Raw genomic sequence first — 13,543 nt, 5'->3', positions numbered from 1 at the left:
TTGAGAGTTGAGAGTTGAGAGTTGAGAGTTAAGAGTTGAAAGTTACCATGCGGCATCGTAACTCTCAACTTTCAACTCTCAACTCTCAACTAATTAGACTCCATATTTTCTATATAAAAGATGCCGGAAATATCAAGTATGTTATATTTAGTCATCTGTTGATTCGATTCGAACCCGTAGCCGGTTATAATCCTGTCGGCTTGTTCAATCCGGATATATTTATCCGAGTACACTCTTTCGGCATTCTGATCCCAATATAAAAGTTCGGTATCAAACTTTTCGCCTAACGTATTCTCTATATGCACATTCTTTTTAAGTATCCAGAGTCCTTTCTTATCGTAGTTATAAACCGTATCGGCTTTTATGGTTGCTTCTACATTAAACAATGTATCAAATTTTTCCAGGTATGCTCCTTTTTCAAAGATTGAATAAGATGGATTCTTCTTATCGAACATTTCATGCTTCTCTGCTACTATTCTATACCGAACAATACCCGAATCCGAAACAAACATTTCCATTCCGTGTGTAGTCATCAAAGGTAAAGAGTCGCGTTCGGTAATTGCTTCGCCTACATTTGCTTTCTTTCCTCCGCACGAAATAAACGAAAGAAGCATAACAACCCCCAACAGGGTTGTTATGCTATGCTTTTTATATAATACGCTGTTACTCTGTTTAGGCAACATATTATTGTTAACGGATTGTTGTTGATTCTCCAATCCAACCGCCAATTGTTACACGGTCGCCTACTTTATAACCAAGCATAAAGAGGTCTGATGGAGCTGGAGTATACTGTGAATACGTTCTGATCAGTCTGTTAGCTTCATTAACTACTTCTTCGGACGAGTCAACAGCTTTTGCTCTGCTCAACTTGTCAACAACCAGGAAGTAAGTACATTTATTCAATGCCGACTCGTCGCTCCAGTTAGGGCTTGAAGCATAAAGTGTAGCTATCAGGATGTAGGGTTTACCATCGTTAGGATTAAAGCTGATTGCTTTTTGTGCATAGTTACGTGCCTGACTGATTTTCTTTACGTGTGCCAAAACAGTAGCTGCTCTGTATGCCAAGTCGGCTTTCTTCATGTTTTCGTCTTCCAGGTCAATTGCTTCGTCGAAGAATTTAACTGTAGCATTGTAATCGCCTTTTTTGAAAGACATAGCTGCTACACCTGCTGCTGCTTCGGCAGTTGGCTGTATCTGGTACGAGTAGAAAGATGCTTGGAAGTATGCTTCTGATTCTGTACACTTCATCATTCTCATAATGTCAATTACCTTCTGTAAGTATGCAAGGTCTGTTTTATTAGCTTCTACTTTAGGAGCATAAATAGCTTGCAGAGATTCGCAGTCGGCAGCACCACTATTAATGAACAATGCTACTAAGTTATCTTTAATAGTTGAGTACGATTTTTTAGTCGACTCTTTGGTAGCTTTTGTAATAGCTTCGTCGGCCCATTGAGTTGAATTCAGGTAATCCTGAATAAATGTTTCGTTGTGGTTTGGATCAGCTTTCAACTTATCGTGCGATGCTTGCAGGAAGTAGAATAAGATAGCAGAAGGTGTATCTTCTTTTTCTTCCGATACTGATTCTTTAAGCCAGGTATACACTACATTCATATCCGGAGCTGGTGCCAATTGGATATAATCCAAAGCCTTCATTCCTTTTGAACGGGCAACAGAGCGAATTCCTTTTGCTTTCTTCTGTAGCTCGGGAGTGTACTGCATCAACTGATCGTGTACGCCCATCAATTCATCAAAATACGCCTTATATTCGGGTGTACCTTTGTTGGTTTGGCTGAGCATGAATTTCAGGATTTCAAATCCATCGGTATATGTATAATAACGAAGTGTTGGACAATCCTTCATTACAGCTTTCCATGGCTCATACGCATCTTTAAAGTTTCCGGCTCTTACGGCTTCATGTGATATACTACTGTTTGTATTACATGCGTTTTCGGGGGTTTCTTGTGCCATCATTGTCATTGCTCCCGCCGAAAAGAGCAATGTAGCCACAAATGCTTTAATTCTCATTGTATATTTTCCTTTTAGTTATAATATAATATTAGACAAGTTACTTCACTTTTCGTTTAAAGAACCAACGTTCATTAAATGTTAATCCTATGCTTACACGCAAATAATTTTCGTCTAACATATTTGCGCCTTTTCCATCTACTTTAATATATTGTGCTCCCAGATTAACTATAGACTTGGATCGGATCATGGGTAGTGCCAATCCAAAAGATACTCCATACTCTTTTGCACTGCCGTAGCCCGACTCGTTATTTAACTTTATTTTGTAATTAGGTTTTGAATAATAGGCTCCAAAACGATATTTAATAGCCGATAGATATGTGCGCCCAATATAGCTTGGTAGTATTTCAACACCTAATGCTATTTTTTGCTTGTTGTTAAACGCATTTGGGTCGTCCATATATTTTTCGTCGGCCCATTTTTCTAACGTATAGTCTAATGCTATGGTTATGCGGTTATCGTGTGTATAAGCCAAACCGGCACCAAAGGTAGCGGGTATACCAAAATCGGCAACAGTATCTTTTACGGTTGTATTAAATGTATATTTCGACTTATCGTTCCAGTATGTTTTAGCTGTTGTAAGCGAAGCCTCGTTGTTTAAATTCTTGTTGGGGCGGTAAAAAAGTCCCAGACTTATCGAGTTCTTTTTGCTCAACCGGTGTGCATATTGTAATCCGAAGTCGAAATTAAAATCGCTTACCGATAAATAGTTCTTTTCAATGTAACCGTAGTTGCTCGATGTAGATGCAAATGCCAATTCGGTACTTCGGTTAATATCACCCCAAAGGTAGTAGGCATTGGCTCCTATCGAGAGGCCGCGAAACACTCTGTATCCTAACCCCACAAACGCTTGTTGCAAGCTTCCGTCGCCAGTATATGTGGTTTGATTGGCAGTTACATCTGTACTGTTTACAACGGTCGATAAGTTATAACCTACATACGAGAAAGGTAATACTCCCATTGTAAAGCCCAGGTTGCGGAACAGCCTGAGTTGCATGGTTACATAATCAAAACTTGAGTTCTTAGCGTTGATTTTAGATGTTCCATTACTGAAGTTTGTGTTCTGCAGCGTAAAGCTACCTTCGAACAGCAAGGTAAGGGAGTCGACTGCCGAATAGGATGCCGGATTCAACAAATTCATTTGTAACCCATCGCGTACAGCATATCCTGCCCCTCCCATTCCTTTATTTTTTATGGAGTTATGATCGGATAATTGTCCGTAGCCGTACCGTGTGTAAGGAGAATTTGTGTTATTTTGGGCTATTGCCGATGTTGATATTATTGTGAACAGAAGTACACATAAAATCTGTTTAGATCCTACCATTATTAAAGTTTAATATTCGATTTAATCCTTTCAACACTAAAAAACTGTCTGCAAAGATGATATTTTTTATGCTGGTATCAAAAGAAAATTCTTCTCTGCCAGTTAAAAAAACCAAAAGTTCAGGATATTTATGTTTCAAATACGTAATATAACCTCTTATCTCATATTCTATCCCTTTTAAAACACCAGCCCTGATTGCTGTTTCTGTATCGCGCCCCATTGGTAAAGTTCTTCCTTGTGCACTTACAAGTGGCAACTTCCCTGTGAACTGATGCAATGCTTTTAGCCTCATTTGTACACCCGGCGAAATATTTCCTCCGTGGTATCTGCCTGCGGCATCTATAAATTCGTATGTAATGGCTGTTCCTGCATCAACCACCAATATATCTTTATCCGGAAATCGGGCGTTTGCGCCTACAACTGCTGCAATACGGTCGTATCCAAGTGTTTCGGGAGTTTCGTACAGGTTTGTTATTGGAAGTGGAGTATTGTGATTTAACACTAACATAGCAAAAGGCAGTTTCTCCAGCCAAATCCGGTTTTCTTCATTCAGGTCGATAACCGAAGCCATTATTCCGGATTGTACCGGATATTTATCCACTAATTCTTGAATAAAGAAAAGCGAGCTCCCCGGCCCTACAATAGTTGTAAGCAATGTTTCACCATTAAAAATGGCTGCTTTTACCGAAGAATTACCAATGTCTATTACAAGATTCACTTATGCTTAAACTCTCTATTTCCGAGCGCAAAGGTATAAATTTAGTTTATATCTTTATAAGATGAGTGTAATTTAATTGTATTTTAGTGCTATATAGCATGGAGGTTCTGGTCTATATAGCAAAGCACCCCCAAGCTATATAGCATTAGGGGTTCGAGGTATATAGCACGAAAACCTAATGCTATATAGGGAATTGAGAAACATTAACCGCAGAGTACGCAGAGTTTCGCAGAGTTTTTAATTTCTATGCAGCATTGAATCTTAAAAACTCTGCGAAACTCTGCGTACTCTGCGGTTAAATTCTCATCCGTTTTGCATCCGTTTTGCATTCAAAAAGAACGCAATCGTTCAAAAATAACTCTTATTAACAAATAAGCATATCTAACAAATAATAAATTTAAAACGCTATAACAAAGCTACAAACCGAATTATAAAATACTACAAACTGTAACCAAAAAGGATAGCAACCCTTCAACAATAGAAAAGAAAAGAAGAGAAAAGAAAAGAAAACAACAGCAGAAAAATATAAAAAAGAAACTGCTGCTGTTGATGGGATTGGTATTTGAGAATTCCTAATTCTTTTTTCTATCTTTGCCGGATACTTAAGCAAAAGCGAATGAATAATTTTATCAGGCATATCTTCATCTGCATACTGTGCTGTTTTATGGCAACAGCTCGGGGCAATGAATCCACTATAACGGGCGATTCTATAAAATTCAGCTTGTTGACGTGCGATCCGGGCAACGAAATCTATACCCTCTTTGGGCATACAGCCATTCTGTATCAAAACTTCACTCAAAAAACAGATGTTGTTTTCAACTACGGACTGTTCAGTTTTGAAACGCCCAACTTCATCTGGCGCTTTGTGAAAGGAGAAACCGATTATGCTTTAGGCATTACAACTTACGACCGGTTTAAAAAAGAGTACCAACGCTATAACCGTAGTGTATGGAAACAGGAGCTTAACCTTACCACAGCCCAAAAAGAAACATTGCTAAACCTGCTGCAAACAAACTATTTGCCGCAAAACAGAATATACCGCTATAACTTTTTGTTCGATAACTGCTCAACCCGGGCACGAGACATCATTGTAAAGGCCATTAATGGTGAGGTTGAGTACACTTGGCCCTATCACGAAAACACGTTCAGGGATATTATTTACGAACACACGGTAGGGTACGATTGGTCGCGCTTTGGCATGGATTTTTGTCTGGGCATGGATGTTGACCAACCAATTACTGCCAATGAAGAGATGTTTGCCCCATTTTCCCTGATGAACGAATTTGCGTATGCAAACATAACAACAGGCAACCACTCAAAGCCCTTGGTTTTTCATACCAGCATACCTGTTGATTCGCACGAAGACGCACAAACCGAATCGTACCTCATAACCCCTTTACGAGCTTTCTTGCTACTGTTTATGGTAGTTACTGCGCTAACAATTTATGGCATTAAGAAAAAGAAATCGTTGTGGTGGCTCGACCTACTACTCTTTCTGGCAGCAGGAGTTGCCGGGTGCGTAATTGCATTCTTGACATTCTTTTCCGAACATCCGGCCGTAAGCCCCAATTTCCTGATATTTGTGTTCCACCCCATACATCTTTTGGCGTTACCGTTCTTCATCAGGAAAGAGATTAAAGGCAAACGAAGCATCTATCATGTACTAAATGCTGTGATATTAACATTATTTATATTGCTTTGGCCAATAATACCCCAACATTTTAATCTGGCAGTATTACCTTTGGCACTGAGTTTGCTAGTACGTTCAGGAGCGAATTTACTAATTCCTAATGTGCCAATGTGCTAATATGCCAATATGCCAATTGGCTGCGCATTACTAATGTGCCAATATGCTAATTGGCTGCGCATTAATAATTAGCACATTAGTAATTGACACATTAGTAATTGGCACATTGGCATATTTGCACATTGGCACATTAAAAATTGGCATATTAGAATAAATGAGGAGCATTTTAACATCCATATTAGCCATATTAACCCTAACAGGCATACAGGCTCAATCGTCACCCGGAACACCGAAGCTGGTGGTGGGATTAACGATTGACCAGTTGCGCACGGATTATATCGAAGCGTTTTCTGCCTTATATGGCGAAAAGGGCTTTAAACGCTTGTGGAGAGAAGGGAAGATATACCTCAATGCCGAATATAACTTTGCATCGGTAGATCGTGCTTCGGCTATGGCTGCCATCTACTCAGGAACCAGTCCTTCCATGAATGGTATTGTTTCCTCGCGGTGGTTAGACTCGTCTACCCTGCGCCCGGTGTCGTGTGTAGAAGATGCCTCGTTTATAGGATATTACACAGGCGAAAACTCTTCGGCAGCACAACTATTAACCTCAACAATTGCCGACGAACTAAAATTATCGTCCCAAGGCAGAGCCCTTGTATATGCCATTGCCCCTTTCCGCGAAGCGGCCATATTTGGTGCCGGACATAATGGCAACGGTGCTTTCTGGGTAAACGATATGACCGGCAAGTGGTGTGGAACCACTTACTATGGCGATTTCCCGTTATGGGTGAGCAGCTATAACGACAGCAAAGCGGTTGATACACGTATCGCCACCATGACATGGGCCCCTTCGTTACAGCCAAGCCATTACATAAACATCCCTGCCGAACTGTCGCAACACAGTTTTAACTATAAGTTCGAAGATGCTAAAAGAAACAAGTTCAAACGCTTCATTAACAGCCCGTTGGTTAACGATGAAGTAAACCTGTTGGTAGAGAACTTTTTGGATAACAGCACCATTGGACAAGACAATATTACTGACTTATTGTCGGTTACCTACAATGCCGGCAGCCAGCAAGATGCTCCGCTTTCCATGCTCGAAGTGCAAGATACGTATGTGCGCCTGGACAGAAGCTTAGCCCGGTTACTGGATTCTATCGACAAGAAAATCGGACTGAACAATGTACTTTTCTTTATCACCTCAACCAGCTGTTCGGATACCGAGCCTACCGATTACAACCAATACAAAATACCTGGAGGAGAATTTCATATAAACCGCTGCACGGCTTTATTAAACATGTTCCTGATGGCCACTTATGGCGATGGACAGTACATTGAAGGCCACCACGGCACACAAATATACCTCAATAAAAAACTGATTGAACAAAAACAGCTAAACCTGGCAGAGATACAAACAAAAGCTGCCGATTTCCTGATTCAGTTTAGTGGGGTTAACGAGGTTTATTCGTCGCACAGGCTACTGATGGGTGCATGGAATCCGGAAATGGCCATGCAGAGAAATGCTTATCACCGTAAACGCTCGGGCGATTTGATGATTGATGTGCTTCCCGGATGGAGCATTAGCGAAGAGAACAATATCAACTCTAAAATAGTACGTCATACGTATATCCCCATGCCACTTATCTTTATGGGATACTCCGTAAAACCGGAAATCATTCATACGCCGGTTACTATGGATCATATAGCCCCCACAGTGGCATACTTCATGCGAATAAGGGCACCAAATGCCTGCACAGCTAAGCGCTTGAGTTTTTAAGTTTTTGAGCTTTTAAGTTTTTAAGACCACCCGGTAACAGGATGAACTGAAAGCCATAAACTATAAACTCAAAATTTATTTATACCTTTGCAAAAAATTAAGCTTTTAAGAGTTTAAACGTTTAAGTTTTTAAAACCCACGGTAGTAAAAACAAACTCAAATTCTTAAAAACTCAAAAACTCAAAAACTTAAAAACTCAAACCATATGGGATTTAATGAATTTATTGGCAAGCTTTTTGGGAATAAAGCTTCGCGGGATATGAAAGAGATTCAACCTTGGGTAAACAAGGTGAAGGCCGTGTATCCTGAAATTGAGAAGCTAGACAACGACGCCCTGCGTGCCAAAACAGAAGAGATTAAACAATACGTAAGAGAATCTGCCAAAACAGAACAAGCCAAAGTAGATGAACTGAAAGCTTCTATCGAAAGCCTTGAACTGGAAGACCGCGAAGATGTTTTTGCGCAGATCGACAAGCTTGAAAAGGAAATACTCGAAATATACGAGAAAGCACTCGACGAAGTTCTTCCTGTTGCATTCTCAATCGTAAAAGATACAGCCCGCCGTTTTACCCAAAACGAAGAAATTGTAGTTACCGCTACCGACTTTGACCGTACACTGGCAACTACCAAAGATTTTGTACGCATTGAAGGCGATAAAGCCATCTACCAAAACCATTGGACAGCAGGGGGTAACGAAATTACCTGGAACATGATACACTACGATGTACAGCTATTTGGTGGTGTGGTACTGCACAAAGGTAAGATTGCCGAAATGGCTACGGGTGAAGGTAAAACCCTGGTTGCAACATTGCCGGTATTCCTCAATGCCCTCACCGGAAACGGAGTACATGTGGTAACTGTGAACGATTATCTGGCCAAACGCGACTCGGAATGGATGGGACCATTGTATATGTTCCACGGCCTCAGCGTTGACTGCATCGACCGTCATCAACCCAACTCGGACGCTCGTCGGCAGGCGTATATGGCAGATATCACCTTTGGTACAAACAATGAATTTGGTTTCGACTACCTGCGCGATAACATGGCAATCAGTCCGCAAGACCTTGTACAACGCAAACACAATTACAGCATTGTGGATGAGGTTGACTCGGTATTGATTGACGATGCCCGAACTCCGCTTATTATCTCGGGTCCGGTACCAAAAGGCGAAGACCAGTTATTCGAAGAACTCCGCCCATTGGTTGAACGCCTGTTCGAAGTTCAAAAAAGCTTGGCAACCAAATACCTCACCGAAGCCAAAAAGCTAATTGCTTCGGACGATAAGAAACAACAAGAAGAAGGCTTCCTTGCACTATACCGCAGCCATAAAGCATTACCTAAAAACAAAGCTTTAATTAAATACCTCAGCGAACAGGGTGTTAAAGCCGGTATGCTGAAAACCGAAGCCATTTACATGGAACAGAACAACAGGCGCATGCCCGAAGTTACCGAACCATTGTACTTTGTGATTGAAGAAAAAATGAACAGCGTTGATCTGACCGATAAAGGTATTGACCTGATTACCGGAAACGCAGAAGATCAAACCTTGTTTGTACTTCCCGATATTGCTGCCGAACTTTCGGCACTCGAAGCTCAGGAAGGCTTAACCGAAGAGCAGAAGCTTGAAAAGAAAGACGAGTTGATGACCAACTACGCCATCAAATCGGAACGCGTTCATACCATCAATCAGTTATTGAAGGCTTATGCCATGTTCGAGAAAGATGATGAGTATGTGGTTATGGATGGCCAAGTGAAGATTGTTGACGAGCAAACCGGCCGTATCATGGAAGGTCGCCGTTACTCGGATGGATTACACCAGGCAATCGAAGCCAAAGAACGTGTAAAAGTAGAAGCTGCTACACAAACTTTTGCTACCATTACTTTACAGAACTACTTCCGTATGTATCACAAGCTCTCGGGTATGACCGGTACTGCCGAAACAGAAGCAGGAGAACTTTGGGATATCTACAAACTCGATGTGGTGGTTATTCCAACCAATCGCCCCATTGCACGTAAAGATATGAACGACCGCGTTTACAAAACCAAACGCGAAAAATATAAAGCAGTTATCGAAGAGATTGAACAACTGGTACAAGCCGGCCGTCCGGTACTGGTAGGTACAACCTCAGTCGAAATCTCCGAGATGCTAAGCAAGATGCTTGCCATGCGCAAGATTGAACATAATGTACTGAATGCCAAATTGCACCAAAGAGAGGCCGACATTGTTGCCCAGGCTGGTATAAAAGGTATTGTTACCATTGCTACCAACATGGCCGGTCGTGGTACCGACATTAAGCTGTCGCAAGAAGTAAAAGATGCCGGTGGTTTGGCCATTATCGGTACAGAGCGTCATGAGTCGCGCCGTGTAGACCGTCAGTTGCGTGGTCGTGCCGGACGTCAGGGCGACCCGGGTTCGTCTATATTCTTTGTTTCGCTGGAAGATGATTTGATGCGTCTTTTCTCGTCCGACAGGATTGCCAGTGTTATGGACCGCCTTGGATTCAAGGAAGGCGAAATGATTGAACACAAAATGATTTCGAATTCTATTGAACGTGCCCAACGAAAGGTTGAAGAAAACAACTTCGGTATTCGTAAACGTTTACTTGAGTACGATGACGTGATGAACAAGCAACGTACGGTTGTGTACACCAAACGCCGTCATGCCCTTATTGGCGAACGTATTGGTATGGATATCGTTAACATGATTTGGGACAGATGCGCCAATGCCATCGAGAACAACGATTACGAAGGTGCTAAGATGGACCTGTTGCAGGTTTTAGCAATGGACGCTCCATTTACCGAAGACGAATTCCGCAGCGATAAAAAAGAGAATCTGGTTGAAAAAACTTTCGATCTGGCAATGGAGAACTTCAAACGCAAAACAGATCGTTTGGCACAGGTAGCCAACCCGGTAATCAAACAGGTATACGAAAACCAGGGACACATGTACGAAAACATCCTGATCCCTATTACCGATGGTAAGCGTGTATACAACATATCGTGCAACCTGAAAGCAGCCTACGAAAGCGAAAGTAAAGAAATAGTTAAAGCATTCGAGAAATCTATCCTCTTGCATGTTATTGACGAATGCTGGAAAGAAAACCTGCGCGAACTGGATGATCTGAGACACTCGGTACAGAATGCCAGCTACGAACAAAAAGACCCATTATTGATCTATAAACTCGAATCGGTTACATTGTTCGACAACATGGTTAACAAACTAAATAACCAAACGGTATCTATCTTAATGCGTGGTCAGATTCCGGTACAGGCTCCCGAACAAGTACGCAAAGCCGAACCCGAAAAACGTCAGGACATGAGTAAGTATCGCGAAAACAAACAAGATCTTACCGATCCTAATCAACAGGCTGCTGCCCAACGCGATACCCGCGAAGCACGCCGGGAACCCGTTATTGCCGAAAAAACAGTAGGCAGAAACGATCCTTGTCCTTGCGGCAGCGGAAAGAAGTATAAGAATTGCCACGGTAAGGTGTAAATACCAGGCGCGAAAGGAAAAAAAGCGCGAAAGCGCGAAAGGAGTGAGATGTTCCTTTCGCGCTTTTTTCTATGTTAAAAAGACAAAAGTATAAGAAAATATATAGCAAAATCTTACCTTTGTAATACATAACTCTAAAATAGAAAAACAACAGTAAATGAAAGTACTGTATTAATGAAAACATACTATACATTAATAGCAATCTGCCTGCTGGCTTTTGCTTCTTGCCAATCATTAGAAGTTATCACTATTGATCAACTTGTACCCAGCGATTTAAGTTTCCCCGAATCAATTAAACGTGTGGGAATAGTCAATAACGTTAACGTCAATGCTCCCGACAACAATATTCCTTTAGCCAGCGACACCACCAAACATGTTTTTGAGATAGCCCGCAAAGTAACCTTTCACGATGGTGACGCAAAGCTAGCCACCGAATCGCTGGCCGAAACTGTTGCCGAAGCCAATTATTTTGATGAGGTTATTATCAGTGACTCTACGCTGCGTGCCAACGACATCAGAGTGCGTCAAACAACCCTGAGCCAGATAGAAGTTAATGATCTGACAGAAGAACTGGATGTTGATATGATTATTGCACTCGAAAGCATTCAGTTAAAAGCCATCCGGAGTGTAAGTTATTTCATTGAAGGAGGATACCTGGGCACAGTAGACGTAAAAATGTATCCCAATGTGACCCTTTATCTTCCTAACCGTAAAGCACCTCTGGCCAGTGTAAATGCTACCGACAGTATTTTCTGGGAAGGTGTATTTGCCACTCAAGTCAGGGCACAAACACAGGTTATATCCGATTCGAAAATAATTGAAGAGGCCTCTGCACTGGCAGGAACTCTACCGGTGAAACACATTCTTCCATACTGGAAAACTGTGGAACGGGTGTATTACACCTCGAACAAAGCTGATATGAAAGATGCCTCGCGCCTTGTTAAGAGAGGCATGTGGGACGAAGCATTCAATTTATGGTCCCAAATACATCAATCTAAAAAAGCAAAAGACCAAATGGTAACTGCCCTTAATATTGCATTGTATTATGAAGTTAAGGATGATCTGGACCAAGCCATCTTGTGGGGCGAAAAAGCACTGACACTGGCAAAAAAGATAGATAAGATTGACGACAACCAACCCATAGTACTCATTGCAGATTCTGTTGAATATCAAGGAAGATTCCAGATTGCTTATTTGTACCTGGAAGCATTGAAACAAAGAAAGGAATTAAGTACAAAGCTGAATATGCAAATGAAACGGTTTGAGGAAGAGTAATCTGGTTAACTAGAACTCTTTATACCCCGAATTATTCTCCTTTATCGCCACACACTCCACCTCTATAAGCCACAACGGACGGCAAACGGGAGCCAGCACGATAACTTTGGGAATATCGGGGAAACGCTCTTCGAATACATGTTTCACATTTGAATAATCACCTACGTCGCGCAAATAGACAATCATTTTAGCCACATCATTAAAAGTGGCTCCGCCTTCTTCAAGAAGCTTTCCTACGTTCTCGCACATACGCTGGGTTTGTGCAATAACATCGCCTACATGCACCACAACACCTTTATTGTCGATACTGGCCGTTCCGCTAATATATAGCTGTTTTCTGTCACCATACTCCATTACAACCCCTCGCTCGAATGTTACACCATATTCGTAGGTAGGATTCAGATGAGTGGGTGCATACAGATGCTTCATTTGTTCGGGCTTGTGCCCTTTTACAGCATAAGTGTCTAAAAGAACATGAACGTTGGGGTTGGCATGCCGACCTTCAATTCCGGTGCTGGCAATATAATGTGTTTTCTCAGTCATACCCTGAGCAATGAAATTCTCTTTGCGTGCTTTTACCACTCCGGCATAGTTAACATCCACATTCTGAACAAAGAACCAGGTACGAATACAGTTATCCTTTATATTACATTGCTGTGAATCAAGATAGTTTTCGTAGTTCTGCAATAACTGTGTAGTTTGATTTTCCGAATTGCCCGAAGCTACACAAAGGCTGGCATCCCAATAATGGGTATAACCGTTATGTGTTACTGCAAAGTTATCGCCAGGTAAAACAGTTATATCTGTTTGAAAATAAACCCACAAAGCTATCTTGCTACCATCTAACGGAGGTTGCTGTACAATGGATATGGCACACGGTTCAAATGCTGTCAGAACGTGTTGCAGCATCTCGGTTTGGTTTGCTGCATCACTAAGGAAATATCTTTTAAATACAGGTGTGGCGTTTTTGAACACATCTAATGTTATCAGTTCTTTATAGGCTGCATGGAGTTTATTCAGTTGTTCTTCGTAAGGCTCGTTCTTATTGTCTATATGCAGCATTACGTTATACTCGGCAACTTTACCTTTTGGTTCGAAGGAACTGATTTCGGCTTCTATATTATAAGGTGTAAAATAGTGTTTTCTATAATTCATTTTATTCGTTTTTAGCACCGGCC

At 41.5% G+C, this 13,543-nt stretch carries 9 protein-coding genes; 4 read left to right on the top strand and 5 right to left on the bottom strand.

The genetic code is table 11. The features are described from left to right. Positions 1 to 89: 89 nt before the first annotated feature. The 4 genes from lptC to D0T85_RS11090 are packed head-to-tail and all read right to left on the bottom strand — an operon-like array spanning position 90 to position 4,067. Positions 90 to 683, bottom strand: coding sequence for an LPS export ABC transporter periplasmic protein LptC (gene lptC, locus D0T85_RS11105; RefSeq protein WP_163213256.1), 594 nt, complete (start codon positions 681 to 683; stop codon positions 90 to 92). A 7-nt stretch (positions 684 to 690) separates the two neighbouring features. After that, positions 691 to 2,025 carry a hypothetical protein gene (locus D0T85_RS11100; RefSeq protein WP_163213254.1) on the bottom strand — a complete coding sequence of 445 codons (1,335 nt, stop codon included), beginning with the start codon at positions 2,023 to 2,025 and terminating at the stop codon, positions 691 to 693. A gap of 40 nt (positions 2,026 to 2,065) precedes the next feature. Further along, on the bottom strand, positions 2,066 to 3,349 hold the full coding sequence (locus D0T85_RS11095) for a hypothetical protein (RefSeq protein ID WP_163213252.1): 1,284 nt from the start codon (positions 3,347 to 3,349) through the stop codon (positions 2,066 to 2,068). Then, entirely contained in the window at positions 3,336 to 4,067 is a 732-nt protein-coding gene (locus D0T85_RS11090; protein ID WP_163213250.1) for a type III pantothenate kinase, read from the bottom strand. The genes D0T85_RS11095 and D0T85_RS11090 overlap by 14 nt, the downstream gene beginning before the upstream one ends. Positions 4,068 to 4,683: 616 nt before the next feature. Between D0T85_RS11090 and D0T85_RS11085 the strand changes: the two genes are divergently transcribed. The 4 genes from D0T85_RS11085 to D0T85_RS11070 all read left to right on the top strand — a co-directional run bounded on the left by D0T85_RS11085 (position 4,684) and on the right by D0T85_RS11070 (position 12,365). Beyond that, a complete protein-coding gene (locus D0T85_RS11085) occupies positions 4,684 to 5,874 on the top strand; it encodes a DUF4105 domain-containing protein (protein ID WP_163213248.1) in 1,191 nt (396 codons plus the stop codon). Positions 5,875 to 6,028: 154 nt separating this feature from the next. After that, entirely contained in the window at positions 6,029 to 7,594 is a 1,566-nt protein-coding gene (locus D0T85_RS11080; protein WP_163213247.1) for an alkaline phosphatase family protein, read from the top strand. Positions 7,595 to 7,799: 205 nt separating this feature from the next. After that, positions 7,800 to 11,090: a preprotein translocase subunit SecA gene (secA, locus tag D0T85_RS11075; RefSeq protein WP_163213245.1), complete on the top strand. Its 3,291-nt coding sequence runs from the start codon at positions 7,800 to 7,802 to the stop codon at positions 11,088 to 11,090. Positions 11,091 to 11,264: 174 nt separating this feature from the next. Beyond that, positions 11,265 to 12,365, top strand: a complete 1,101-nt coding sequence (locus D0T85_RS11070; protein WP_163213243.1) for a DUF6340 family protein — start codon at positions 11,265 to 11,267, stop codon at positions 12,363 to 12,365. A gap of 9 nt (positions 12,366 to 12,374) precedes the next feature. Here D0T85_RS11070 and D0T85_RS11065 read toward each other — a convergent pair whose 3' ends face one another. Beyond that, the gene (locus D0T85_RS11065) at positions 12,375 to 13,520 is read right to left on the bottom strand and encodes a Rid family hydrolase (protein ID WP_163213241.1); all 1,146 of its coding nucleotides are present in this window, start codon (positions 13,518 to 13,520) and stop codon (positions 12,375 to 12,377) included. Between the last annotated feature and the right edge of the window lie 23 nt (positions 13,521 to 13,543).

Origin of the sequence: Bacteroides sp. 519 (assembly GCF_010500955.1) — a bacterium.
GTDB lineage: Bacteria > Bacteroidota > Bacteroidia > Bacteroidales > Bacteroidaceae > Bacteroides.
This window is presented reverse-complemented; position numbering and strand designations above follow the sequence as displayed.